The sequence below is a fragment of the Alteromonas sp. W364 genome (assembly GCF_031846205.1).
GTDB lineage: Bacteria > Pseudomonadota > Gammaproteobacteria > Enterobacterales > Alteromonadaceae > Glaciecola > Glaciecola blandensis.
The window spans coordinates 122,771-148,712 of sequence record NZ_JAVRID010000006.1 but is presented as its reverse complement, the minus strand read 5'-3'; the positions used below and the strand labels follow the sequence as shown (position 1 = coordinate 148,712).

Sequence of the window (25,942 nt, the reverse complement as noted above, 5' to 3'; positions counted from 1 at the left end):
CTTTACTGCTCAAAGTCAGCTTGATTCGTCGTCGATTATTAGTGTAAGAAAACAACGCGTATTTTCTTTTTAAGGAGCTACCAGTTCAGTAAGGACGCTGTCAAAAGGGTTAGTGTATGGTTTAAATCCGTTTTATGTTCAATAAGATATTTTTGACAAGTAAGCGCATATTTCTTTTTTTATTCTTATGCTTTTTCTCATTGAACTTGCTAGCTTCTTCTGCCGATTTTAAAACGACCCAAGTAGATGAGGCGTCAGTTTATCCAATTGAAGTTTACTTTGAGTATTATGAAGATATTCAGAACACGAAGGCATTGGATGATATTCTAATCTTAGAAAATACTGAGTGGCAGGGAACTTCATCAAAGCAAGCTAGTTTCGGTTTTAATTCATCCGCTTATTGGATTAGAAGTTCAGTGTTGAATCAGTCCCAAAGCGTTAAAAACTTCATTTTTGAGATAGACTACTCTCAGCTTGATTCCGTCAATTTCTATGCTCTCAAAGACAGTAAGCTCGTGGCACAATTATCTACTGGCGATATGCTGCCTTTCTATCCGCGAGATATTGATCACCCAAGTAATCTTTTCAAATTCCAACTTGTCCCAGGCGAGAGTTTGCAAATTTTTGCGCGTGTTCAGACACAAGGCTCATTGATCATTCCTGTTAAAGTATGGGAGGAACAATACTTCTTTGAAGCTGCCGCCGCAGCTCAGAATTTTCATTTCTTTTATTTTGGTGCAATGGTTTTCATTATTTTGATTAACTTTGCCGTGTTCGTCACGCTGAGAGAAAGGTTGTATTTTTATTATACCCTTGCTATTTCCGGCTATTTACTTTTTTTCGCTACAAGCAGCGGTCATATTCGACAACTTTTACTGAGTGATTGGCCTGAGTTAAATAGCCGATTATTTTTAATTTCAATGCCATTATTAGCATTGTTTTCAGTTCTTTTTGCTAGAGAGTTTCTTCAATCTGCGAAGTACAGTCCTAAGCTTGATATCGCTCTGAGGAGCATGAGGGCCTTTGAAATCTTTAATCTACTAGTTGCGTTTTTTGCTCCTTACGATCTCGTTGTAAGAGTATCCGCTGTCGGCGCTGTCTTTTTATTTAGTGTGCTCTTACTGGCGGGCCCCATCACTAGTATGGTACGAAAGGGACCTGGTATATTTTTTACAATCGCTTGGTCCTCTTTGACCATCGGTTTCTTTGCTACCTCTGGCCGTACATCGGGCTTTCTGCCTAATACATTCTTTACTGAATATGCAATGCAAATAGGCTCAGTTATTGAGGCGGTCATCTTGACTCTTGCTCTCGCCAGCCGCTTATTTATAGAACGCTCACAAAAAATTAAAGCACAGGCTGAAAGTATAGAGCAAGAAAAGCAGCGTAATATTGCACAAACCTTGCTGACTGAAACCTTATCTAAAGATCCCATAAGTAAGCTTTCCAATCGTAATCGCTTTGAATGGTTGGTCCAAAAAAGCATTGATGCCAATCCCGATGAGCGTTACATACTCGCGGTAGCACAAATCACTCGTTTGGATGACATTACAAGAACCCTGGGCTTATCTAGTACAGAGCGCATTATTTGTAGCATCGCTGAGTCACTAAATACACAACATGCTGAATTGGAAGGAGTGGTGTCTTTTATTAATGACAAAGGCCAAAAAGAGTGTGTTTACCAACTTTCTCGTGACCTATTTGGTTCGTTAATGTACCAAGATGCTTTCGAAAAAAATCCCAAGGCCTTCTATGAGGTACTACGTCGAACAGCAGAACCGATGGAGGTACAAGGCTTACTTATTGATTTAGCACCTATCTACGGAAGTGCTCTCTACCCGCAACATGGTGACAATCCTGCTCAACTGATCAGAAATGCTCTTATTGCTTTGGGGGAAGCGCCAAATTCAAAAGAGATGATGGGCGTTTTTCATGAAGAGCTAGACATTTATGATGAGGATCGTCTCACATTACTGACTCACCTTAGAGAAGCGCTAGATCAAGAACAACTGGTACTGTATTACCAACCAAAGCTAAATGTGAACAGCAATCAGGTCGTTGGTATGGAAGCACTGGTTCGCTGGATTCATCCTACTAGAGGGCTTATTCCTCCTGATGAGTTTATTCCACTGGCAGAGGAATCTGGACTCATCAATCAGTTAACCTTGTGGGCAATTGATAGGGCGATTGTCGATATGAACTCGATTAAACAAGCAGCATACTCTGGTACAGTGTCAATCAATGTCTCGGCAAGAGATATATCAAAAATGAGTTTCGTTGAAGACGTTAAAAAAATACTCAACAGACACTCGGTAGCCGCTGAATCCATTTACCTCGAACTGACTGAAACCGCGGCTATGGAAGATCCAAAAGTAAGTATAGCTAGCTTGACCGCTTTAGCGGAAATGGGAGTAAATATTTCCGTAGATGACTTTGGTACAGGCTATTCTTCATTGTCATATCTGCAGAGACTACCGGCGAAAGAAGTTAAACTAGATCGCTCACTAATCGGAGAAATTCGGTCTTCTGACAGCGCAGCCATTATTGTGAAAGCTTCTATCAATATGGCACAAGCACTCGGTTATGCAATTGTTGCAGAAGGGGTCGAGGATGAGGAAACTAGAGAATACTTGAAAGAATACAATTGTGATACTTATCAAGGCTTTTTGACTTGTAGACCGCTACCACTTGACGACATAAGAAAGTGGCTCAATAAAAACGATTCCACTTGAACGCAATCAACGAAGCTTCAAAAAATGGTACTTAACATACCCTTTGAGGATGAAGCTTCGTTTTACTAGTCGCTAAAAATTATAGCCGTCCTCTTATGGTATCGGCATTCCCTCAACCCAAGGAGCGCCTGATGCCTGCAATGCGGCCTCAAACTTTCTCACGTCATTCGTTAATAAACTCTCAAACTCTCCTTTCAGCACTGCATATTCCTCCTCCGCAATTTCCATGCTTCTTATGTGTGTCGGCGTAGGCCCATAAGTAGAGAAGCTTGTCCCAAATATAGCCACAAACAAGCGACTATTGATTGAAGGTGGGTTTTTTTCTCCGATTTGGTTCTTCGCAGCATTGCCAGAAACCGTTTTATTGATCGCATGCAGCTTTTGACGAATCTGGTGTAATTGTGCATCGAGATCGCCCGGTGAGCTCAATGAGCGAGACAATGCGGTTTCCATATTGGTGAGCTTCATCTCTAAATTTGCAATACTATTATTGAATGCAGAGATAGAGCGTTGCATCGCAGCGATTCGTTGCCAAAACTCTCCAATTTCTGCTGGCTCTTTGCCTGCTAAGGCACCAGAACGTAAACGGCGCACATCAAAGGTCTTGGGCTCGGAAAGTTGGGTGACTTTACTACCTTCCTGTTTACTTAAGCTCACTTCGTACTGACCAGGCAAGGCGAGCATACCAATAGGTTCATCACTAAAGTAGAAGCCGCTACCACCACCAATTGCTGTTGTTGCAGGGAAGGTTAAGTCCCAACTCACACGGTGCATACCTTTTTTACTAGGTGCTTCAAGTCGACGAACCACGTTGCCATCGCTATCTTTGACTGTTAGCCATACTTTGGGGGGATCTTGTGTTACCTCTTTCTGTAAATCTTCCCAATCAGGGAAAGTGAGCGATTTCTTAGCTTTAACTAATTTCTTTTCCTTGTCTTGACGTAGATCTTTTAGGGTTTTTAAATCATCCTTCAAATAATAGGTAAATACAGCGCCAAAATCCGGATTGGGTGCTGTGTAGTAAGCTTCACCTTGAGAGCCTTTCGTATTGTTGAAGTCCAATTTAGGCCTTTCTACGTACCACCATGCAGGGCGTGTATCAAAAAGAATCGCATCTTTTTCCATTTGTTTTTTAGATACACTTCTTAAAGGAGAGTAATCATCAAGAACAAAAAAGCCTCTACCAAAAGAGGCGCCGACGAGATCGTTCTCCCGACGTTGGATTGCAAGATCTCGGAAAGAAATTGTTGGTGTACCGCCTGTTAATTTTAGCCATTGCTCGCCGCTGTTGACACTAAAAAAGACACCAAACTCTGTTGCAAGAAAGAAGAGCTCCTTATTTACATGATCTTGGACTATGCGCCAAGCTAGATGTTTATCAGGTAAATCACCGCTCATATTTTTCCAACTTTTACCGGCATTCGTACTTTTTAGTACGTATGGCGTGAAGTCTCCATACTTATGATTATCTAAAGTAATGTACACTGTATCAGCATCAAAAAGGTCGGCTTTGATATCGTTAACGAAGGCTGTTTTTGGCACATCAGGCAATTTACTGACCGGCACTTTTCGCCAAGATTGCCCACCGTTAAGCGTCACTTGAATTAGGCCATCGTCAGTACCAGCATAGATCACGCCTTCTTTAACTGGTGATTCTGCAAGAGAAGTAATGGTGTTGTAGTTGGACATTGCAAAAATATCCCACGCGTTATCCCAACTTTGGGTGTCGCCCATGATTGGCAAGGTCAACCGGTTTTCGTCTTTGGTTAAGTCGCCAGAAATACGCTGCCAGCTATCCCCTCGATCGTCCGAGCGCCATACATGTTGTGAAGCAAAATACAAACGCGTCGGTGAATGTGGGCTAACCAATATAGGCGCATCCCAATTCCAGCGCTCACTATCTTCGCCTGCTTCCGGTTGTGGTTGGACGTAAACAACTTCCCCTGTGGTTCTGTCTACTCGCATTAAGTTGCCTTGCTGCCATTGCGAATAGAGAATATCTGGGTTACCTGGTTCGGTGGCGGGTTGATGACCGTCGCCAAATACCGTAATAAACCAGTCTCCGTTGTCGATACCATGTCTGTTGTCAGTCCGTGAAGGCCCACCCTGAGTGTTATTGTCTTGGGTGCCGCCATAAATATTATAAAAGGGTTCAGCATCGTCTAAAGCAAGTTTGTAATACTGAGTGATAGGTAGGTTTGAGATATACTTCCAATTATTCGACTGATCAAAGCTTTCGTATAAGCCGCCGTCGGTACCAACTAGCAAATAATTTGGGTCGTCTTCTCGAAATGCCAAGGCGTGATTATCTGAATGCTTATTGTCTTCCTTCATCCGAACAAAGGTCTTGCCGCCATCATGCGAGACTTGCATGCGCACGTCGGCTAAATATATAAGGTCAAACTTATGTGGGCTAGCATACAGTTCTTGGTAATAGTGAGGGCCGGTTCCACCTGAGACGGTATCGGACATCAGTTCCCAATGACTGCCACGGTCGCTTGAACGGTAAACGCCACCTTTTCTTCGCTCAAGCTCGATAGCTGCGTAGAGTACATCTGGGTTTTGTGGTGAAATCGCTAAGCCTATTTTTCCCATATTCGCTTTCGGTAGGCCGCTACTGAGTTTGGTCCAGGTTTTTCCACCATCCTCAGAGCGGTGTAAGCCGGTATCGGGGCCTCCACCGATATAAGCAGCTACGCTGCGGTGTCTTTGCCAGGTGGCCGCGTATAAGCGGTCTGGATTTCTTGGATCTATGGCAATATCAGTGACGCCAGTCCATTTATTGCCACTGAGAGTTAAGGTCCACGTTTCGCCACCGTTTTCTGACATATATAAACCACGTTCACCACCGCTCGACCATAAGGGGCCTTGAGCTGCTACCCAAACAATATTTGAATTCTCTGGGTGAACCACAACTTCTGATATATGTTGGGACTTTAACAGCCCCATGTTTTTCCAAGATTTCCCAGCATCGGTGCTTTTATAGACACCATCGCCAAAACCAACGTGTCGACCACCCACATTTTCACCGCTACCTACCCAGATAGTGCTTGGATTGTTTGGGTCTATGGTAATAGCGCCTATCGAATATACCGCTTCCTGGTCGAATATTGGCGTCCATGTTGTACCCGCATTTTCAGTTTTCCAAACACCACCTGAGCCTACAGCAACATACCATAGGTTCTTATTTGTCGGATGAATGGCAACATCTGCGATGCGGCCGGACATAAAGCCTGGACCAATATTCCTAAATGCCATGTTCGAGAACGTGCTCTCGGAAAACGCAGGTTTATTTTCGTCGCTTTTAGTTTTAGCTGCAAAAGCTAGGGAGTGAAACAGTGATACAAGCAATACAGAGATCGCTATTTGACGCATGATCTTAAACATAACCAATACCTTGATTTGTTTAGTCAACTAGACAACTCACTTAGCGGACCTTGTTTTTAATTATTTTTGATTTTAATTATTTAGGGCTTTGACAAATAGGGCCAGCCACATTTTTTGCCTAGAACAACATTAACCGAGTTTGATAACAAGTACAAATTAGGTGTGCACGGCAAGATCATTTGCTAGTATCAAAACACGTTAATTCAAAAGGAAATGAATATGAACAAATACGCTGGCGTCCTAATCACCGCGCTTATCATCCCTACATTACATGCGCAAACAGCATATGCCGATAGCTTAGAAAGCGAAGGCTCAAAATTACTTTTTGAAGTGCGTAACGCCGAACCCATTGAACGTGTTCATCCTACCTTTCCAACTAAAGCCGCGTTGAGAAAGCAGGAGGGCTGGGTTCGCTTTACCTATGTTATTACTGAAGAAGGGAAAGTGATTGATCCAGTGGTCACCGATTCATCAGGGGAGCGTTTGTTTGAGAAAGAGGCATTGCGAGCGATCAAAAAGTGGAAGTTCACGCCAGCCACCCAGGATGGAAAGCCTATCCAGCAATGTGAACAATCGGTGCAATTTGACTTTAAACTTGATGGTGTAGCTAATGGCGTTCGCCCTAGATTTGCAAGCTTATATAAAAAAGCAAATCAAGCCATGGTAGACAACGACTTAGAAAGTGCCAATGAGTTGGTTACAACTATGGAGAATAGGAAGGTTTGGAATCTGTATGAGAACGCTTGGTTTTGGATGCTAAAGAGTCGTCTAAGCGGCTTAGAAGAAAATGCGGAGGAAGAACTGTCGAATCTTTATCGTGCGAATAGCGGCACGTCAAGTAAACGGTTTTTGGGGGAGAGAAACTACACCTTTAATCTGGAGCGAATATTCATACTAGAATTGCAAAGTCAGAAGTTCATTGCAGCTTACGACACATTCACTACACTACAAGAACAAGACAATGCGAGTGAAAGTATTGCACGTTTACAAATATATTTTGACCGCCTCGATTCACTGTTAAATAGTGATGAGCCTTTGATTCAAGACGCTCGCATAAATGAACGAGGTATCAAGAAGCATAAGCTATATAAAAATAGTTTTGCGGTTGCAGATATCAAAGGTGAGCTTGATATATTGGACATTCGCTGCGACAACAAACGCACAAAATACACTGTTGCCAGTGATACGTTTTGGTCAATTCCAGAGAGTTGGGGCCGATGCAGCGTGCTATTTGAAGGTGATGAAGACACTTCATTTCGTATTATCGAGGCGGATGAACTAGCCAATGTTTCAGTAGCCAGTTAGTTCTAAAAAACCCTCGCCGCTATGAGAGCCAGAAATGTTTACGGCGCCTTCATAATAAGGGAATAAAGCAGGATTCCATTGGTCCTGCTTTTTACTTTCTACAGTAATGTCGATTTCTCTATGTGGTATACGAAGGTGCCAAGAAAGTGGAAACGTTTTATTGCCGACGCGTGTGTTGTTGAGTGCTACTAGTGAAATATCACTTCCTTTCAATGTTTGCGACGACCCATCTGCTTCTATAAAGGTGCCAGTGATGTAGTCATTCTGATTTGCCAAACGCATCTGAAACGCCATTATTTTACTGCCATCATCCAAATGCAAAGACATCCAATCCCAACCTAAGGTGTTCTGGTCTAGTAGTTGTGAGGTCCACTCCTGATCAAACCAAGCTTGACCTTTCACGCGGACTGCTACTGTGTCAATACCGCTCATTTGTACATAGCCTTCAACATCTATAAAAGGCGCACTATAATAATGTGATGCATGTGAAGCTGAACCTGATTTTATGCTGTAGCCCTGATCTCCTTGGAGAATGTAGGGCCCTTTGTTTTTCAGTTGAAGAGAAAGCGACAAAGTGCTGCTGTCTGATGGGCTAACGTTCTGATTTATTTTATCTGGGTCTATTAGTTTAAGGGAGAAGTCTAAATCCGCTGGAAGTAAACCACGCTGCCCAAGGTTATTCTGCCAAAGCCAGTCATCTATGTACAATGCAAAAGGGCTTTGTTTGGTGACTCCTGCGATGCCTAAGCCACCTCGTGCAAACTTTTCAGTAAACCAGTGCTGCTCACCAGAGTGGACAGAGGCATGAGCCATAAAAGTGTGTTCATTTCCCCAAACTTTGCCTTCTTCCGAGGGGATTCTGAAGCGGAACAATGTCCATTGAATATCATATTCAAGACCATTGTCACCGTCTAAATTCGCAGTCAAATACCACCATTCAATGTCAAAGTCATTGTGTGAGCCGTGATCTTGAGGAAACGCTATCTTGTAGTCAGGATTAGCTTTCTTCCCTAGTGATTGTGAGGGAATTTCTGTTTGCACTGCTCGTCCAAAAAGAGGGGTTTGCGCTGCCTTATAAACAGGCTCTGCTAGCTTGGTGTCATCCCTCTCTAATGCAGATGGATAGGTAAAATTGAGCGCTGAACCGATAATCAAAACTGAAACAAAAATTGCGATAGGAATAATAAAGCGGGCTGACTTTTCCGCGTTTTTTGTTGTCCTTCTAGGATTGTGATTCTCAGTCATAGTGGGCCTAATTTACCTGTCTTATGTCGTTAATCAAAGGACGTTTACCTGCTCGTATCAGAGGAACAATGATGACCAAGATAACTACGCACAAGCTTAATGCATACACTTTCGCAATTTTCGCTAAGCTAATAAGTAAGGGGTACGTCCAAGAGAATGCTTGATAATTAATATCAGTGATCAATACCCACGCTAATAAAATGCCGAATGGTGTCGCAAAAATAAGGGCGACTAAACATAGCAATACATATTGAAACAGTGCTAGGAATTGTGTTTTAAAAGCAGATACTCCCAAGCTACGAATCAACATATTCTGTGGGCGAACATCATTCATTATTACTACAATAGCGCAAGCAAGTGAAAGAGCAGCGACTAACAAGGTAACAATATTTAAGCCATCGGTAATAACAAAGGTATCGTCGAATGCTTGCATCGAAAGACGCAGAAGCTCACTGGTTTCTATTATTTGTTTTTCGATATCAATATCATTTTGCAACAAGGATTGAGTAAAGCGGTCAATAGACGCTTCGCTACCTTGAATTGAGTAAATAAAATAAGAGGTGGTAGAAGGATCAAATAGCCTTATTGGCATTAAAACTTGCGCTGAGGGATTTCCAAAATCATAGATGATACCCAGTATATTATATTCGCTGAGCTTACCAGTGCTGGGGTGAGGAATACTGACCTTATCATTTACCTCGTAACCCATACCAAAAGCAAATTGCTGATTAACCAAAATACCGTTCGCATTTTCAAACGCATGCCATAGCTCACTGATATTTTCTTGTGAATACTGTGGAGCAAGTTCATAGAAAGACATGGCTTTTTGAAATCGCTGGGTAGATGGGTAACTGAACTGTTGTATTTCTCGTTTGCCAAATTGAGTGTAGTTTTCAAACCGTTGATGAATGACAAGATCTGATGCTTTTGCAATATCGTCGAGTTCTAGAGCTGTGTTTGAATAAATATAATAATCAGCTGCAAGCCGCTGCTCTAGCCAACTAAAAGTAGCCCCCCGAAAACTATCGACCATCAGGTTCATACCAATATTGCTGGTGGCAGCAATGAAGAATGCACAGCAAGCGATCTTAGTTTTACCAGAGAGTGAGACACTTTGTTTCGTGCTTACTCGCAGTAAAGGCAGAGATTTTGGAATAAGCTTCACAATCTGTCGCAGTGCTAATGGGTAATTAATTAGCAAGATGCAGCACCCTGCAAGTATCACGCAGGCAGTTGCAATGAGTAATAGCCAGAGCGCTTGAACAAAGTTCAACAGTATGATGCCAATTACCGCGAATACTACGAAGCATGCCCACGTCATTTTGTGCCAGAAGGCTTGGCTTTTGGCTTCATCAACTGCCTTGGTTGAACTTAAGTTTTGATTCAATTTTTGCAAGGGTAATAAGCTGGCTGTTATGCAACCGACAAGGCTGATACCAAACACCTGTAAAAACAAAGTGATAAGAGATATCTGACCGTAACCTACTTCAACTTGATATAAGTTTTCTAAGGTTGCCTGCACAGTCGGCGAAGCCAGTTTCGCCAGCTCTAATCCCAATACAATGCCTATTAAACAGGCAATTAAGGTAAGAAAACCAACTTCAGCTAATTGCACCAACATTAATTGCTTTCGTCCAATCCCCAGTTGCCGACATATTTTCAACCAAGGCATACGTGTATGCATCAATAAATTAATCGCATTTACCACGATAAATAAACAGACCACGAACATCAGTAGGGCCATGGCCATTAAGTTCAGGTGAAAACTAGAAGTGAGTTCACTATCTTGCTCACTATTATTCAAAGACTGCAGATTAAGGTGCGAAGGCAAGGCTGCTTTTAACGCATCTAGTCGATTGGCAGGAGCATCGCCAATCAACAGTAAAGCAGATAGTTCAGTTTCTGGATAGAGGCCGTATAAGGCTGCCATGCTCATAATAATGTCATTACCTAAAGAGGCATTTTTATGTGCATATAGCTTTGGCAGTAAACGTCCGTCAGTACTTGTGAATATGGGGCGAGGGCCGCTTAGCTCTTCAGCTTCAGCGCTTAATGAATCTAAGAGCGTAGGGTGAATAATAGCTTGGTTTTGAGACCCTACGTTTCCAAAATCCAGTGCTAAAAGAACCGCGTTTTCATCTTGTTTTTCATAAGCCAGCCGGTGTTCTTTTGAAGCGGACAGGGCGACAGGTCTAGAGAGCTGATTATAAAGGGCAAAAGTATCAATACCTGTATGATCGATACTGCGCCGAGTGAGTCGCTTGCCATCAGCATAAATATGTCGTCTCGTTTGAGCCACCGCGACCAACTCTGTAAACCCAGCCCGCCGTAAACTTGCATAGTCGGTGCGACTGAGTGCTTTCGTATTATCAACACTCACTATTTGATTTCGCACATTTCCAATGAGGAACTGCTCATTGGATTGGTAGCTTTGCTTAGCGCTGTCATTGATAATGAGCACGGCACTCAGTCCTGCAGCCGCAATCAATAGGGAGCTCATTAGCATTGCTAAGCTAAATTTGCTGTGACGGTAACTTGCGAATAGAACTCCTATAAAGGGCCAAGGCATGCGCTTATATCGACCTTAGTACTGCGTTTTCTAAGTACCATTGTTGTTCTGTAAGCTGCGCGACTTTCTCGCTGTGAGTCACCATCAACAGAGCCGTATTTTGTGCTTTGCAGGTCTCAACTAACAGTTGGCTCACGATATCCGAGTTTTTGCTATCTAGGTTACCCGTTGGTTCATCTGCTAGTAAAAGGGGCGGTTTGTGAGCAAGGCCTCTAGCGATCGCAACGCGTTGTTGCTCGCCACCGGAAAGTTGATGGGGTAACTTGTCTCGGTGTTTATATACATCAAGAGATATCAGCAACTCTTTAATAATATGGTCAGTATTGTCGAGACTATTTTGTGATGCTCGTTTCAGAGCACTAATTTGAATGGGTAGCTTCACATTTTCCCAGACTGAAATGCAGTCAATCAAATTGAACTTTTGGAAAATAAGACCGACCTGACGCTTTCGATACTCATCTGCTTGAGCTTCAGTAAAAGAAACAAGATCTTCAAAGCCGGAACTCGTAGAAAGCGTTATCTTGCCACTATCAGGTTTGTCTAATGCAGCCAATAGATGAAGTAATGTGGACTTTCCAGACCCTGAAGCGCCTTGAATACTCAAGGATTCGCCGCGTTCAAAGGACAAACTCAGCTTGTCTAGAATAAGGCGTTTTTCACCTGCGTCAGTATAGCTTTTTGAAATATTTTCTATGTTTATCATTTGCAGCACATACCTCTCGGATTTACTGCTGAAGAAAGCTCTCGACTGGCTCACCCGTGACTGCTGATATCTGTTTGAACAGGTACATCAAGGCAATTATCAACAAGATCATACTCGGTATGACTATGACCGGATAACTGAGCGCAGTCATTCGGCCTAGTTCCTCGGTATAAGCCGTTGTGCCCGGCTCAGAAACTAATATCCATTTTGCTAACAGGTAGTTGAGCACCGACGACAAGAAGAATGAACTAGCAACGATATAGGAGCTGACAGCAACTTTGTTATTAAAGGTCTCTGTCAGCTTTTTTTCTTCCAGAGTGTTATTGAGCTTTGGCCAATTCACCAACTGGTCATTCAGAATAAGCGCTTTGACTAGGGGCTTTTTACTAAATTGCGTAATCAATACAGCAAGGCCAATAAGCCCTGGAATCGCGGCTTCCTTTATAGCGATGTATTCAGCGGGTAATTTTAACAGGCTAATGCCACCAGTCAGTATGACACTTACAATGCCTAAAACAGAAAATGGATTAATTTTCTTTGTCAGTTTTAGATCATAAAATCCAAATGCTAGTGGGAAGGATAGGGCAAACGCTATGCTCCACATGGGGCCCAAGTATTCGTCAGAACTCAGGTAGGTCATCACTAACACTGGTACGGCAATGTTAAAGATTAGATTGCCAAAAAAGCCTGTTTGTGGTGGTTTTTCTACTTCGGTTGTTGACATTAAACGCTGCTTGCCTATTAACAATAAGGCCGGTGATTGTACGAAAAAAACGCCAAGAATGTCACCTTGTATTTGTATCTAATTGTGATGAATAAACCAAAGCGTATATAAATCAACGGTTCTTTAAAGCAATTAGGCTTTGCTGCGTAATAGATACGCAAGCACCAGCCCGGCTAGGAAGCCAAATAAATGCGATTCCCAACTAATATAGGGGTGACTAGGCAACACGCCCCATACCATTCCGCCATAGAAGAAGACGACAACAACAGAAATAGTCATCAAGAATATGCGCTTGCTGAGAAAGCCCGCTAATAAAAGGTAACCAAAATACCCATAGATGATACCACTTGCCCCCAAGTGGAATGAGGGGCGTCCAAATACCCAAACGAGCAGGCCCGTTGCAACCATTAACCAGAGGGTGACTTCAATAAATCGCTTTCCGCCAAATTGCAGCAACAGAACAGAGAAGATAGACAGTGTGACTGCGTTTGAAAAAAAATGAGAAAAATTAGCGTGTAAGAATGGTGCGGTAAAGATAAAGCCTAAATATTCGAGTTCACGAGGGTAAATACTATATTGATTGAAAAAGCGGCCGGTGAGCATGTTCACCGCTTCAATGACTAACAATACACCCATAATGTAGCTAACCCACATAAGTTGTTGTCTGAGCGTTGTAGGGGACTTCGTCATGAATTCATTACCTTGCTAAATATGTACAGTAAATAAGTGAGTGAATAAAACAAAGATCACAAAATAATATGTGGTAAATAACGTGACATATCTTGTGTGATGGGGGATTCATCTTCTCTAATGGAAATGCCAGCAGCTTGATCATTGACCAACCAAGAACCGATTAAGGTATAGCTATTGCCAAATTTAGGCAATGGTGTGAACGCTTGATAAATAAAGCCTTCCTCACCATACGGCCCATCAGAAGAAAGATGCATTTTACCATTTTCAACTATATCTATATTGGCACCTTCGCGAGAAAAAATAGGCTTTCTAACCCACTTTTGATGCGTGTCGACATCATTCATTCTATGTTTATCATGCTCAAAAAATGCAGGTAGCAAGTTCGGGTGGCCTTCAAATTCTTTCCAAAGCGCGGGTAGTAGAGCTTTGTTTGATATGAGTGACTTCCAAATTGGCTCAAGCCACCCCACATTTGATGACAATGCATGAGGCCCGAATTCTTCTCGTTGCATAAATTCCCATGGGTAGAGCTTAAAACAGTGGGAAATAATTTGGTTTTGTCGATCAGTGAGATCACCGCCTTCACCTAAACCAATATCTTCAATGAAGACGAAATAATCGTCGATACCCGCTTCTTTGGCGCAGTCTTGAAGATATTGAACCGTACCTCTATCTTCATCTGTGTCTTTACAACAGGCAAAGTGCATATGTTGTAAGCCATAATATTGCGCAATCACTTTAAATTGGTTCACCAGCTTTTCTTGTAAAGAATTAAACTGGTCAGCGCGTTGGCTGAGCTTATGGTTATCGACATTGTTTTCTAGCCAAAGCCATTGCCAAAAGCCAGACTCATACAAACTAGTGGGAGTGTCTGCGTTGTTTTCTAGCAGTTTTGCGGGAGACTTTCCGTCATATACAAAATCTAATCTAGAGTATAGAGAGGGTTCTTGTGCTTGCCATGAATCGCTAATAGCTTGCCAGTAGTGCTCGGGAATGGCGAACATTGTCATCAGCTCATCACTTTTTACGACCTTGTCGACAACGTGCAAGCACATCTGATGAATTTCTTCAGTAGGTGCCTCTAAGTCACGCTCGATTTGTTCTAAAGTAAATTGATAATAAGCACTCTCATCCCAGTAAGCTTGTCCATACATCGTATGGAAATGAAATCCATAATCCCGCGCCATTTGTTGCCAGTGTTGGCGCGGTTCAATAGGAAATCGAAGCATTTAACCGCCCCAACCCTTACCACTACTTTTACTACCCCAAGATGATTTGGCACGAACTGAGCTGCCAAAGCCACCTCGTTTAATTGTGCGGGTGACCGCAGGTTTCTTTTCAAACGCACTGGGTTTGACTCTTAGTTTACGTTTTCTGCTGTCGCCGAAATCGTAACCATCTGCACTTATCCAATTGTAACGATAAGGAGAATAGCGCGAATATGACGTAAACATAGGTTGGTAATAAGGCCTTGGCGAAAGCATATTGCCAATCATATATCCTGCCATGAGTGGCATAAATATAGAGCTACCAGACTCTTTATAAACAACACATTGATTGGTACCGAATTCATACTCGCAATCATTTTTAGTATTATACTTAGGGGCAGTGCGCGCAGCCTCTTCAAGTGCACCTTGATATGCCGTTTGACATTTTTGTGCCATGTCAGGCAATTGATTGACGCAGTCTTCTACATTCTTGAAGACCAAGGCCTCTTCTTTTCCACCAGAGCAAGCACTCACTAGAATACCCGCAATACCAACGGCTAATGGTTTGATTGAGAAGGATTTACGCATCTTCGACAAATTAATATAACTCGTCCGTTTTTGCGTCAGGTTGTTGGGTTTACTCGTCGTCATAATATTCGACTCCTTAGTAACTCATGCATGCAGCGTTTAACATACCTACTGCCACAGACATCGCGCCCAGCATGATTCCTGCAGATACTTCATTATTTTGGATACGTTCTGCAATTTTCGGCATAAAAGTAAAGCGCAGTAGGGCGAAGGCAACTAATTGTGCAATCAGTGCTACTATTCCCCAAATTGCATAGTCGAGTAAAAACTCGCTATTTGATACCGCGCCAGCCAAAGCAATGCTAAAACCGATCATCGCACCACCGAAACCAATTGCAGCAGCAGTACTTTTTTCTTCTTTTACGAGTTTCCATTCGTCATGTGGCGTCACGAACGCGTAGACGATTTTGAAAACGAAAAATAGGGCGATAGAGATTGCAAAATAGAGTGCGAAATTTTGTAATCCCGCAATAGAGTCGAGTGCTGCTTCCATGTGTGTTCCTTAACCGTTTATTGTTATATCTGAGGGACTTAGATTGAAGCCTGTGCTGATAACAAGGCATCTATCATGATTATTACCGACGATTTTTTCTTCGCCGGAAACTAAAACTGCTTCAACATCATCTTCTGAAATTGATTTTTCATAAAGCATGATGAATTGATCGGTTGTGCTAACGTCACCATCTTCCTCGAAAGTGGTTTCAGTCATCGCCACAGGCGGAGAGATTTCACCGACAGCATCCCAAACACGCTCATAAACATCACCATCAAGTTCATAAACGGGTTGTGAAATGCCATTGTTGAGTAAATCTTGCCACTGACTATCCGAGCCAACGGTCATGGTATCGTAGAAGTACCATAGTTTAACATCGGTAATGTGATTTTCTGTGTCACCACCGTCGGTAATGACTTGCAGAAACGCATCATCATCAGTATAGAATCGGAAAACATTACCACCCGAATCTAAAGCGACTTTTCCAACCGCTTGTATTAAGTGTTTACTTGCAGCACCGTCAATTTTTAGGTGTGGTTGTAAAAGTCGTAACTTCAAGGCATCAAGTTCGAATGAACCACCTAAGTATAGCCCCATGATTTCTGGTGCATCGGGTTTGTGCGAGGTGTCGTCGTCTTTTTTGCCAAATAGCTTTCCAAACATAGTTGACTCCTTGGTACGTAGTTTAGGCGTGGAGTGAATTCCAATCCACGTCGTTAATGCGTTGGTCGGCGATATAGAAAATTTTATCACCCGGCGTAACGACCGCTGAAAAGTCAGGATTGACGGTAATTTGGTTTGCATCTTCCGCTGCTGCATAACCTATAAATGTTGCGTTGTATTGTTTTTTCAAGCCTAAAAATAAGGCTTCAACGCTAACTGGATTTACCATTAAGGGTAAGTCGACTGAGAACTGGGCTTGGCCTTCTTCAACATCAAGTAAATCGTGATGCAATAGACTTGAACCTGGATCGAAAGCTGATTTTGCTAGCATTTCAACAGCGACGCTTGGTGTACACTCTACTTCAGGGCAGTGCTTTTGGAGCAAGCCAACGAGGCTTTCATCTTCAAAGTAAGCAACTTTATGAGCCGAGGGGTTGCGTTTCGAGCAGTAAAGCGCTGTCGTCATGGTGACGTCGTCATAAGGATTATCAATCAAAATGGTTGATGCTGTTTCGATACAAGCTCTGTCCATATCTTCGTCTTGATTGAAAGAGGCAACACGCACAAACTCAATTTCACTTGGGCGAGGGTTTTCAATTTCAGCGCGAACACAAAGCACGATATCCGGGTTTTCCGGCGTATTTTGCTTTTCCTTAATTAATAACTTTAATAGTTGGTCAGTACGCTTCTCGTTCCAACCGATGATTAAAATATGATTAGAGACATTTAACGGTTTCAAACCTCTTGCTCCTCTTTTCCATTGATCACTTACCCAAGATGCGATTCGGCCAATGACCAATGCAAATATACTCAATCCAACTGGGATAACGTAAAGCGCGACAATTAATTTACCGGCGCTTGTTGAAGGCGACATATCACCGTAGCCAACAGTAGATCCCGTTACAATCAGCCAGTAAAAATAGTCATTCGCTTCTAGCAAAGCATGTTCTTCGGCAAGAAACAAAAATACCCAACTGGTGACGGTATAGAATAAGAGTGCCAGTAATAGGGTATACCAGCGCATCTCGGAAAAGTATTTCATGCATAGTTTTTTGAGCTTGACCCAATTTAACATGTATGAAAATTTCCCTTTTTGATTGTTGTATCGTTGATAATATTCAAGGCAGAAAAAAACGGCAATCAAAGATTGCCGTTTTTTGTGTTTTATTTACCTAAGATTCTAGCTAGTTCATCATCAGCTGAGCTTGCGCCGCCTTTAATTCCTGCACCAGCCAAGCGTTTCTCCAAATCATCAGTCGATTCGCTTTGAGCTAACTCTTCAGCTGCTTCCAATTCTGCGTTACGCAGATTTTGCTTCTCTTGGATGCGAGACAAAGACTCAGTTGCTGTTTTCATTTTACTGTTAGCACCTAAGTGGCTTGACGAAACCGCAACTTGGGCACGTTGCACTGACTCAGTTGCTTTAATCATGTCCACTTGTTGCTCCAAACGGCGTAAGTTGTTCTTTGCTGTAGTTATGTTACCAGCAAGCTGCTTTTCCGATTTTGTGAACTGATCTAAGTACGTTTGTTCAGTTTCAAGCTGACCTTTTAACTCTGCTACTCTATGTGCACAATCAAGGGCTAGTTGTCGGTCAGTATCAGCCGCTTTTCTAGCGTGGTCTTCGTACTCTGCAATTGATTTATTAAAGCCGTCAACTTTCTGCTGAGACAGTTTACACTTTGCTAAAATTTGTGTGCGAGCATGATCTGATTTTCTCAATTCATCTTTCGCTTCACGGATCTCTTGCTCAAGAATCTTAATTGCTTGAGTATCAACAACCGCTTGCGCTGCTTCTGTAGCGGTACCTTTAACGGCAGTAAATAATTTTTTCCAAACTGACATGGTAATCTCCGGTTATTAACAATCTAAACTAATTGGTTTTTAAAAAATCTTGGTAAGCATCTAAAAATGCTTCTACGTTTTGAAATAATGTTGAAATCTCTATCAACACACTTTCTTCTTTTGACTGTGAGCTCAGTGAGCCAAATGCCGTGTAATATTGCGAGCCTGCTACATTAGAAATCCCGATAGTTGTTAGTGGGAAAACCATGTGTGTACGCAAAATCTCTTCATTTAAGGCGCTTGGATCTTTCACTTCATCAATAGAAAACAATAATGATTCAACTAAAATCTGTTCTCCGCTAATTGCGAGCCAAGCGTCAATGCCGTCTTCGTTCGCGATTAATAAACAATCCTTTTCGTGTGTAACTACATATCCATCTTGGGTAGAAACGATTTCTGCTAATTGTGATAGCTCCCACGTCATTCATCTTCTCCTAAAAGTGTGTTTTACCATGTCGTCATCTATAATAGACCCTTACTATAATATGAACAACTTGGCTGACCTGCTATTTGAGATTAGTATAGTCATAGGCAATAAAATAAGTCAAATAATATTTTCACATTTGTTTCAAATAATGTTTAAATGTGAATTATAATTTACGAAAGTAACTCATGAGTAGGTGTGTTTATGCAACCCAAAGCAAGTGATTGGCGCAACTTAGTACAGCGTGTATTAAAAACGGAATTGTCAAAGAAAGGCGTCAAATATCAAGACTTAAGTGATAAACTAAAGGCAGTTGGCGTAGAGCAAAGTGCTGACAATTTGCGAAATAAAATAAATAAAGGGATTTTAGGGGCTGATTTGCTCTTACAAATTATGTTTGTGTTGAACATCAAGCAGATTCGTCATGAAGACATTTCTGAGATGTTAAGTGATATAGAATCGAATTGATTCAGTATCAACGTGGGTTATTTAACGAATTTTAGGCAAAAAAATACCCGGCTGAACCGGGCAACAAGCAAGTTTGGGAGAACGTCACTTAATCTTTAACTTGAGTTAAGATTACGCCATTTTTTGCACAATAAAGTATTAAAGCCTACTTGATCGTATCGTGAAATATACGATGACTGGTATGGCCTCCTTGTTAAGCCTTATCATTATTGACTTGTTATTATTATTGAGATTGTATGAAGTTATCAGATTTTTATTTTGAGTTACCAGAGGCATTAATTGCTAAACATCCCGCTGAACAAAGAACACAAAGTCGGCTGCTGCACCTAAATGGCGCTACGGGTAGCGTAGAGCATAAAAGCTTTGTTGATATTTTGGATTTCTTTGAGTCTGGTGACTTAGTTATTTTTAATAATACCAGGGTGATACCTGCCAGATTGCACGGTCAAAAGAGTTCTGGCGGAAAAGTCGAAATTTTAATTGAGCGGATTTTAATTGATGGCAGTGCAATGGCACATATTCGCTCCAGTAAGTCACCAAAGTCAGGTGCGATCATGATTATGGAGGGCGGACTTGAAGTTGAAATGCTGGGTCGTGAGAACGCGCTTTTTCATATTAAATTTTTAAATGAGCGTAATGTCTTTGAATTATTAGAGGAATTTGGGCATATGCCGCTCCCTCCATATATCGACAGGCCAGATGACGAAGCCGATAAGGAACGGTATCAAACAGTATACAATGCAAAGCCAGGTGCCGTTGCTGCACCCACGGCAGGCTTACATTTTGATGATGAAATTCTTAATAAAATCAAAGCCAAAGGTGTTGATTTTGCCTTTGTTACTTTGCATGTCGGTGCGGGGACATTTCAGCCAGTTAGGGTGGACAATATTGAGGAACATCAAATGCATGCTGAATATGCTGAGGTGCCGCAAGAGGTCGTAGATAAAGTGATTGCGACAAAAGCTGCGGGAAAGCGCGTGATTGCAGTAGGAACTACCTCTGTCCGCTCAATTGAGTCTGCGGCTCAATCGGCTAAAGATGCGTTAATACAAGAGTTTATGTCTGACACCAACATCTTTATCTACCCAGGTTACAACTTTAAAGTCATTGACGCGATGTTAACCAATTTCCACTTGCCAGAATCTACATTAATGATGCTGATTAGCGCATTTGCTGGCAGGGATAATGTCATGTCGGCATATCAGCAAGCCATTGACGAAAAGTATCGCTTTTTCAGCTATGGCGATGCCATGCTAATTGAGCGGGCTAAAGGCGATTAAATATTCGCTAGCTAAGGCGAAAAACCTATGAGCCAAGCTATAAACTTTGTTATACTGCGCGCCAAAATTCGTAGCGACTAGCCCGCATGTTTAGCCGCTACGCGAATTCAAACTTCCGCGAGTGAAACGAGGTCGAATACTAGGCCTCTGTAACAATGCGTTGTAGACTCCACCGCTGATTGGCATGGCAACAAGCGTGGGTCAAGAAATTGGGTTATTAAATGAAATTTAATCTCATGGCAACTGACGGCAAAGCTCGTCGCGGCCAACTTGTATTTGATAGAGGGGTAGTAGAAACACCCGCATTCATGCCAGTGGGAACCTACGGAACAGTGAAGGGGATGACACCTGAAGAACTTTCTGACTCCGGTGCTCATATCTGCTTAGGCAACACCTTTCACTTGATGCTTCGTCCTGGTACCAGCATTATTAAACAGCATGGTGACCTGCATGATTTCATGCATTGGGACAAACCCATTTTAACTGATTCAGGCGGCTTTCAAGTTTTCTCCTTGGGTGATTTGCGCAAAATTACCGAAAATGGCGTTACTTTCCGCTCTCCGATCAACGGTGAAAAAATTCTTCTTACACCTGAAAAGTCAATGGAAGTTCAGCGCGACCTTGGTTCGGACATCGTCATGATTTTTGACGAATGTACGCCTTACCCAGCGACCGAGAAAGAAGCGGCTGATTCCATGGAAATGTCTTTAAGATGGGCACAACGCAGTAAAGATGCGCATGGCGATAATCCATCTGCATTATTCGGTATTATCCAAGGTGGCATGTACGAAGATCTGCGGGATATTTCACTGCAGGGTTTGGAAGATATTGGCTTTGACGGGTATGCCATTGGTGGCTTGTCGGTAGGTGAACCAAAAGAAGACATGATTCGCATCATCAATCATACGGCTCCGAAAATTCCAGAAAATAAGCCACGCTACCTGATGGGTGTGGGTAAACCGGAAGATATTGTTGAAGCAGTTCGTCGAGGCATCGACATGTTTGATTGTGTCATGCCAACACGTAATGCGAGAAATGGACATCTGTTCGTGACCGAAGGCATTGTCAAAATTCGCAACGCAGTGCACAAAACAGATACAGGGCCTTTGGACGAAAATTGTGACTGTTACACTTGTAAAAATTATTCTCGGTCATATCTACATCATTTAGACAAGTGCAATGAGATACTTGGCTCAAGGTTAAATACGATTCATAACCTTCGATACTATCAAAGTGTGATGGACGGTTTGCGTAGCGCGATAGCTGCGGGGGAATTAGAGGTTTTTGTCGCTGATTTCTATGAGAAAAAAGGAATGCCAGTACCTGCTCTTGAAGAGTAGGCCGATTGACCACGTCAGTCAGCAGTTCTGAGATAAAGTTTTAAAACAACAATAACAATATAAAAGTAAACGAGGACGTATATGAGCTTTTTAATTTCAAGTGCACATGCACAAGACGCAGCTGCCGCTCAACCTGGTGGCGAATTTGGTATGTTGATCATGCTAGCGGTGTTCGGTTTGATTTTCTATTTCTTACTGTATCGCCCACAGGCGAAGCGCGTAAAAGAACATAAAACATTGGTATCTTCTTTATCAAAAGGTGATGAAGTGCTAACTCAAGGCGGCTTAGTGGGTAAAATCACGAAAGTAAGCGATGACAAAGATTTCATCGAAGTTGCTTTGAACGAAGGGAATAACATTGTGGTACAAAAAACAGCGGTCAGTGCTGTTTTGCCAAAAGGCACAATGAAATCAATTTGAACCATCAACAAAAAATAAAATAGCACTCCGGTGCTATTTTATTTTGTAGGATAACGTTGTGTTAAATCAAACTCCATTTTGGAAATATATACTAGTGCTGTTTGTTGTCGGTTTGACAACGCTTTATGCAGCCCCGAACCTTTACGGCGAAGATCACGCAATACAGATTTCCGCTAGCAAGAATGCGCCGATTGATCAAGAGTTGTCTTTACGAATTGAAAACGCATTACTGGCCGAGAATATCGAAATTAAGCGTATCGATATGGAAAACGACCAACTTCTGGTGCGTCTTTTGGATTCAGACGCTCAGTTAATCGCGCAAGAGCTTATCGATAGAAAATTAGATGACGAATATGTGGTGGCAATGAACCTTGCACCAGATACTCCGGATTGGCTCAAAGCCTTTAACGCTGAACCCATCAAATTAGGTTTAGATTTGCGTGGCGGTGTTCACTTCTTGATGGAAGTTGACATGAATAGCGCAACCACCAAAGCATACGAAGACGTTGAAGGTGACTTCAAAACGCGTTTGCGTGAAGAAGACATTCGCTACCGCTCAATAACAAAAAATACAGATTCTGTTGATATCTTCTTCAGAGATGCTGACACCCTGGATAAAGCGCAATTCTTCTTACGCAACCAATTCGGTAACCTTAGTATTACTGAACGCGATAATTTGATGCTCAGAGCAACGTTTTCTGAAGCTCGATTGCTTGAGATACGCGACGCCGCAGTGAAACAGAACATTACTATCATTCGTAGCCGTATTAACCAACTGGGTGTGGCTGAGCCTTTGGTGCAAAAGCAGGGTGCAGAACGAATCGTAGTGCAGTTGCCGGGTATTCAAGATACTGCAAAAGCAAAAGAAATCTTAAACGCGACAGCAACACTCGAATTTAGAATGGTCGACGATAAAAATGACGTTCGAGATGCCCAGCGCGGCCGAGCGCCAGCAGGCTCGGAATTGTTGTTACACAAAGATGGTCGTCCTTATTTGCTGAAGAAGCAGGTCATGTTAACGGGCTCTCATATTATTGATGCTAATAGTGGTGTTGATGAATATGGTGTGCCAAACGTCAGCATCGACCTTGACTCTAAGGGTGGCGCGAAATGGTCACGAGCAACTAAAGCAAACGTGGGTAAACCGATGGCGACTGTATTCATCGAATACAAGGCGACGGGTGAGCGTGATGCGAATGACAAATTGATCTTTGAGAAGAAAGAAGAAATTATCAGTGTTGCGACTATTCGCGGTCAATTAGGTGCGTCGTTCCAAATTACTGGTTTGGATTCACCTAGCGAAGCGCGTGAACTGTCTTTGCTACTGAGAGCCGGTGCACTTATTGCGCCGATTCAAATAGTTGAAGAGAGAACGGTGGGACCGAGTCTGGGTAAAGAAAACATCGAACTCGGTATGACGGCGATTATTTGGGGCTTGGCCGCAGTGCTCGTTTTCATGCTGATTTACTACAGAGCATTTGGTGTCGTCGCAAACATTGCCCTAGTACTTAACTTGGTGATGATTGTCGGTATCATGTCGATGATACCGGGGGCAACACTTACCTTGCCAGGTATGGCTGGTATTGTACTAACGGTCGGTATGGCGGTTGATGCGAACGTACTAATATTTGAGCGTATCCGAGAGGAGCTGCGAGATGGACGAAGTCCACAGCAATCAATTCACTTTGGCTATGACAGCGCGTTCTCGACCATCTTAGATGCCAACATAACGACCTTCCTTGCCGGTATGATCCTGTTTGCAGTGGGTACCGGACCTATCAAAGGTTTCTCTATTACGTTGATGATTGGTATCGCAACATCAATGTTTACAGCGATTATCGTAACACGTGTGCTAGTAAATAGCGTGTGGGGCGGTAGACGTGTGACTAAGTTAGCGATATAGGAGAGTCACATGGGATTTCAATTATTAAAATTAAAAAGTACTGTTCAATTCATGAAGCTCAGAGTGCCAGCAATGGTACTCTCTACTTTATTGATTATCGGTTCAATAACATCATTAGCCATTAACCAATTAAATTGGGGCTTAGATTTCACTGGTGGTACGCTGATAGAAGTGGGCTATAAAGAAGCCGCCGACTTAGAAGCGATTCGAGCACAAATGGATGCTGGCGGCTACTCTGACGCTGTCGTACAAAACTTTGGTAGCAGTCAAGATGTGCTTATCCGTTTAGCACCACGAGATGGCGTTAAAGCTGTTGAGATTGGTGACGAGGTCATGAAAACACTTCGTGAAGATGGTACTGAAGTCGATATGCGCAGAATAGAGTTTGTTGGACCTAACGTGGGTGAAGAGCTCACCGAGCAAGGTGGTTTGGCGATGTTAGTCGCGTTGATCTGCATATTGATTTACGTTGCGATGCGTTTTGAATATCGTTTTGCTTTGGGTTCAGTTGCTGCTTTAGGGCACGATGTGATTCTGACGCTGGGTTTGTTTTCAATTCTGCAACTAGAGTTCGATTTAACAGTACTCGCGGCTGTGCTTGCGGTAATCGGTTATTCACTCAACGATACTATCGTTGTGTCGGACCGTATTCGCGAAAACTTCCGAAAGATTCGCAACGCTGAACCTGAGGAAATTATCAATATCTCACTGACGCAAACACTTAATCGTACGATTATTACGTCTTTAACGACGATTTTGGTATTGGTTGCCTTGTTCTATAAAGGTGGTGCGTTGATCCATGGTTTTGCGACTGCATTACTATTTGGTGTCGTTATTGGTACTTACTCTTCTGTTTATATCGCGAGTGCCGTTGGCTTAGCTTTAGGTATTAGTAAAGAAGATCTAATGCCGACAGAAGTAGAAAAAGAAGGTGAAGATTTAGATCCTTTGTAAGCTGATAAAGGCGTTAGATATCTGAAACAAAAAAGGGCGGTCAATGCATATTGACCGCCCTTTTTAACTTTATTGAGTTTACTTAAGATGTTTTACTAGGGCTTGCACAACTCTAGGGCTACCAGCAACAATTTCGCCGCTAAGTAATGGATCATTTCCGCCAGCAAAGTCAGTGACCAAACCGCCAGATTCACGCACCAATAATTCACCAGCAGCAATATCCCAAGGTTTAATGCCACGCTCCCAATAACCATCAAAACGTCCAGCAGCAACATAGGCCATATCTAGGGCTGCAGAACCACCACGACGGATATCACCACTTTTGGCGAATATCGCTGTGAAGCTTTTCATGTATTCGTCATACGATTCTTTTGCTTTAAACGGAAATGCGGTTGCTAGGATTGTGCTACCAAGCTCGCGCGCTTGGCTGGCACGTATGCGGTGCCCATTTAATTGTGCGCCATTGCCTCGGCTTGCAGTAAATAATTCGCCACGTAAAGGGTCAAATACAACAGCTTGGTCGAGTCGACCTTTATATTGTAGAGCAATTGAAATGGCAAAATGAGGAATGCCTTTGATGAAATTAGTGGTTCCGTCCAATGGATCGATGATCCATTTAAAATCAGCATCGCCTTCAATTAAACCGCCTTCTTCACCCACAAAGGTATGATCTGGGTAAGACTGTTGAATTTTCGCGATAATCGCTTGCTCTGCTTCTTTGTCGATTTTAGTCACAAAATCGTTCTCGCCTTTCTGTTCTATCTGAAGATCGTCGCCGTTTTCGAAACCACGAGCAATCACATTTCCAGCCGAGCGCGCAGCACGCACAGCAATATTGAGCATAGGATGCATATTAAAACCACCAATTTGTAAAAAGAACGGAAAGCCTGTTGCCATGAATATACATGGACTGGCTAAAAAACGTGCGCATACTAACAGAAAGGTCAACTCAAGTAAACGAAAGCGATGCTACTCACCTAGAAAACTTGAACTAGTTT

The 25,942-nt window shown here is 42.5% G+C and carries 22 protein-coding genes; 8 read left to right on the top strand and 14 right to left on the bottom strand.

Features of this window, described 5'->3' with window-relative positions; genetic code table 11:
* Positions 1-200 precede the first annotated feature (200 nt).
* Positions 201-2,732, top strand: a complete 2,532-nt coding sequence (locus RM556_RS11355) for an EAL domain-containing protein (RefSeq protein ID WP_311374625.1) — start codon at positions 201-203, stop codon at positions 2,730-2,732.
* Between the two features lie 93 nt (positions 2,733-2,825).
* Here RM556_RS11355 and RM556_RS11350 read toward each other — a convergent pair whose 3' ends face one another.
* The gene (locus RM556_RS11350) at positions 2,826-6,119 is read right to left on the bottom strand and encodes a VPS10 domain-containing protein (protein WP_311374624.1); all 3,294 of its coding nucleotides are present in this window, start codon (positions 6,117-6,119) and stop codon (positions 2,826-2,828) included.
* A 219-nt stretch (positions 6,120-6,338) separates the two neighbouring features.
* Between RM556_RS11350 and RM556_RS11345 the strand changes: the two genes are divergently transcribed.
* The gene (locus tag RM556_RS11345) at positions 6,339-7,424 is read left to right on the top strand and encodes an energy transducer TonB (protein ID WP_311374623.1); all 1,086 of its coding nucleotides are present in this window, start codon (positions 6,339-6,341) and stop codon (positions 7,422-7,424) included.
* Here the strand turns inward: RM556_RS11345 and RM556_RS11340 are convergent.
* The 12 genes from RM556_RS11340 to RM556_RS11285 form a co-directional block, all read right to left on the bottom strand.
* Positions 7,410-8,669: a lipocalin-like domain-containing protein gene (locus tag RM556_RS11340; protein WP_311374622.1), complete on the bottom strand. Its 1,260-nt coding sequence runs from the start codon at positions 8,667-8,669 to the stop codon at positions 7,410-7,412. The genes RM556_RS11345 and RM556_RS11340 overlap by 15 nt on opposite strands.
* Positions 8,670-8,676: 7 nt before the next feature.
* A complete protein-coding gene (locus tag RM556_RS11335) occupies positions 8,677-11,169 on the bottom strand; it encodes an FtsX-like permease family protein (RefSeq protein WP_311374621.1) in 2,493 nt (830 codons plus the stop codon).
* Positions 11,170-11,242: 73 nt separating this feature from the next.
* On the bottom strand, positions 11,243-11,941 hold the full coding sequence (locus RM556_RS11330) for an ABC transporter ATP-binding protein (protein WP_311374620.1): 699 nt from the start codon (positions 11,939-11,941) through the stop codon (positions 11,243-11,245).
* A gap of 22 nt (positions 11,942-11,963) precedes the next feature.
* Positions 11,964-12,665 (bottom strand): VC0807 family protein, encoded by a 702-nt coding sequence (locus RM556_RS11325; protein ID WP_311362791.1) that lies wholly within the window; start codon positions 12,663-12,665, stop codon positions 11,964-11,966.
* Positions 12,666-12,797: 132 nt separating this feature from the next.
* Positions 12,798-13,355 carry a rhomboid family intramembrane serine protease gene (locus tag RM556_RS11320; protein ID WP_311374619.1) on the bottom strand — a complete coding sequence of 186 codons (558 nt, stop codon included), beginning with the start codon at positions 13,353-13,355 and terminating at the stop codon, positions 12,798-12,800.
* 56 nt (positions 13,356-13,411) lie between these two features.
* Complete coding sequence (locus tag RM556_RS11315; RefSeq protein ID WP_311374618.1) at positions 13,412-14,587, bottom strand: glutathionylspermidine synthase family protein; 1,176 nt, start codon at positions 14,585-14,587, stop codon at positions 13,412-13,414.
* A complete protein-coding gene (locus tag RM556_RS11310; RefSeq protein ID WP_311362788.1) occupies positions 14,588-15,217 on the bottom strand; it encodes a DUF1190 domain-containing protein in 630 nt (209 codons plus the stop codon).
* A gap of 13 nt (positions 15,218-15,230) precedes the next feature.
* Positions 15,231-15,647 (bottom strand): DUF350 domain-containing protein, encoded by a 417-nt coding sequence (locus RM556_RS11305; protein WP_311374617.1) that lies wholly within the window; start codon positions 15,645-15,647, stop codon positions 15,231-15,233.
* A gap of 9 nt (positions 15,648-15,656) precedes the next feature.
* Entirely contained in the window at positions 15,657-16,310 is a 654-nt protein-coding gene (locus RM556_RS11300) for a YjfK family protein (protein WP_311374616.1), read from the bottom strand.
* A gap of 22 nt (positions 16,311-16,332) precedes the next feature.
* Positions 16,333-17,385, bottom strand: a complete 1,053-nt coding sequence (locus RM556_RS11295) for a potassium channel family protein (RefSeq protein ID WP_311374615.1) — start codon at positions 17,383-17,385, stop codon at positions 16,333-16,335.
* A gap of 89 nt (positions 17,386-17,474) precedes the next feature.
* Positions 17,475-18,155: a PspA/IM30 family protein gene (locus tag RM556_RS11290; protein WP_311362784.1), complete on the bottom strand. Its 681-nt coding sequence runs from the start codon at positions 18,153-18,155 to the stop codon at positions 17,475-17,477.
* Positions 18,156-18,183: 28 nt separating this feature from the next.
* Entirely contained in the window at positions 18,184-18,579 is a 396-nt protein-coding gene (locus tag RM556_RS11285; RefSeq protein ID WP_311374614.1) for a DUF2170 family protein, read from the bottom strand.
* A 204-nt stretch (positions 18,580-18,783) separates the two neighbouring features.
* Between RM556_RS11285 and RM556_RS11280 the strand changes: the two genes are divergently transcribed.
* The 6 genes from RM556_RS11280 to secF all read left to right on the top strand — a co-directional run bounded on the left by RM556_RS11280 (position 18,784) and on the right by secF (position 24,944).
* Positions 18,784-19,047 (top strand): DUF6471 domain-containing protein, encoded by a 264-nt coding sequence (locus tag RM556_RS11280; RefSeq protein ID WP_311362782.1) that lies wholly within the window; start codon positions 18,784-18,786, stop codon positions 19,045-19,047.
* 236 nt (positions 19,048-19,283) lie between these two features.
* Positions 19,284-20,327, top strand: a complete 1,044-nt coding sequence (queA, locus tag RM556_RS11275; protein ID WP_311362781.1) for a tRNA preQ1(34) S-adenosylmethionine ribosyltransferase-isomerase QueA — start codon at positions 19,284-19,286, stop codon at positions 20,325-20,327.
* Between the two features lie 221 nt (positions 20,328-20,548).
* Positions 20,549-21,667 carry a tRNA guanosine(34) transglycosylase Tgt gene (gene tgt / locus RM556_RS11270; protein WP_311362780.1) on the top strand — a complete coding sequence of 373 codons (1,119 nt, stop codon included), beginning with the start codon at positions 20,549-20,551 and terminating at the stop codon, positions 21,665-21,667.
* A gap of 81 nt (positions 21,668-21,748) precedes the next feature.
* Complete coding sequence (yajC, locus tag RM556_RS11265) at positions 21,749-22,087, top strand: preprotein translocase subunit YajC (RefSeq protein ID WP_311362779.1); 339 nt, start codon at positions 21,749-21,751, stop codon at positions 22,085-22,087.
* A 58-nt stretch (positions 22,088-22,145) separates the two neighbouring features.
* Complete coding sequence (secD, locus tag RM556_RS11260; protein ID WP_311374613.1) at positions 22,146-23,990, top strand: protein translocase subunit SecD; 1,845 nt, start codon at positions 22,146-22,148, stop codon at positions 23,988-23,990.
* 9 nt (positions 23,991-23,999) lie between these two features.
* Entirely contained in the window at positions 24,000-24,944 is a 945-nt protein-coding gene (secF, locus tag RM556_RS11255; RefSeq protein WP_311362777.1) for a protein translocase subunit SecF, read from the top strand.
* Between the two features lie 78 nt (positions 24,945-25,022).
* Here the strand turns inward: secF and suhB are convergent, their stop codons facing one another.
* A complete protein-coding gene (suhB, locus tag RM556_RS11250) occupies positions 25,023-25,796 on the bottom strand; it encodes an inositol-1-monophosphatase (protein ID WP_311374691.1) in 774 nt (257 codons plus the stop codon).
* Positions 25,797-25,942 lie beyond the last annotated feature (146 nt).

Bases quoted from the DNA above. Each gene is read 5' to 3' on its own strand.
- yajC (WP_311362779.1), top strand. From the start codon at position 21,749: ATGAGCTTTTTAATTTCAAGTGCACATGCACAAGACGCAGCTGCCGCT.
- RM556_RS11335 (WP_311374621.1), bottom strand. From the start codon at position 11,169: ATGAGCTCCCTATTGATTGCGGCTGCAGGACTGAGTGCCGTGCTCATT.
- RM556_RS11345 (WP_311374623.1), top strand. From the start codon at position 6,339: ATGAACAAATACGCTGGCGTCCTAATCACCGCGCTTATCATCCCTACA.
- RM556_RS11325 (WP_311362791.1), bottom strand. From the start codon at position 12,665: ATGTCAACAACCGAAGTAGAAAAACCACCACAAACAGGCTTTTTTGGC.
- RM556_RS11320 (WP_311374619.1), bottom strand. From the start codon at position 13,355: ATGACGAAGTCCCCTACAACGCTCAGACAACAACTTATGTGGGTTAGC.
- RM556_RS11310 (WP_311362788.1), bottom strand. From the start codon at position 15,217: ATGACGACGAGTAAACCCAACAACCTGACGCAAAAACGGACGAGTTAT.
- RM556_RS11290 (WP_311362784.1), bottom strand. From the start codon at position 18,155: ATGTCAGTTTGGAAAAAATTATTTACTGCCGTTAAAGGTACCGCTACA.
- tgt (WP_311362780.1), top strand. From the start codon at position 20,549: ATGAAATTTAATCTCATGGCAACTGACGGCAAAGCTCGTCGCGGCCAA.
- RM556_RS11280 (WP_311362782.1), top strand. From the start codon at position 18,784: ATGCAACCCAAAGCAAGTGATTGGCGCAACTTAGTACAGCGTGTATTA.
- RM556_RS11285 (WP_311374614.1), bottom strand. From the start codon at position 18,579: ATGACGTGGGAGCTATCACAATTAGCAGAAATCGTTTCTACCCAAGAT.
- secF (WP_311362777.1), top strand. From the start codon at position 24,000: ATGGGATTTCAATTATTAAAATTAAAAAGTACTGTTCAATTCATGAAG.
- suhB (WP_311374691.1), bottom strand. From the start codon at position 25,796: ATGCATCCTATGCTCAATATTGCTGTGCGTGCTGCGCGCTCGGCTGGA.
- RM556_RS11340 (WP_311374622.1), bottom strand. From the start codon at position 8,669: ATGACTGAGAATCACAATCCTAGAAGGACAACAAAAAACGCGGAAAAG.
- RM556_RS11300 (WP_311374616.1), bottom strand. From the start codon at position 16,310: ATGTTTGGAAAGCTATTTGGCAAAAAAGACGACGACACCTCGCACAAA.
- RM556_RS11350 (WP_311374624.1), bottom strand. From the start codon at position 6,119: ATGTTTAAGATCATGCGTCAAATAGCGATCTCTGTATTGCTTGTATCA.
- RM556_RS11315 (WP_311374618.1), bottom strand. From the start codon at position 14,587: ATGCTTCGATTTCCTATTGAACCGCGCCAACACTGGCAACAAATGGCG.
- RM556_RS11305 (WP_311374617.1), bottom strand. From the start codon at position 15,647: ATGGAAGCAGCACTCGACTCTATTGCGGGATTACAAAATTTCGCACTC.
- queA (WP_311362781.1), top strand. From the start codon at position 19,284: ATGAAGTTATCAGATTTTTATTTTGAGTTACCAGAGGCATTAATTGCT.
- RM556_RS11295 (WP_311374615.1), bottom strand. From the start codon at position 17,385: ATGTTAAATTGGGTCAAGCTCAAAAAACTATGCATGAAATACTTTTCC.
- RM556_RS11330 (WP_311374620.1), bottom strand. From the start codon at position 11,941: ATGATAAACATAGAAAATATTTCAAAAAGCTATACTGACGCAGGTGAA.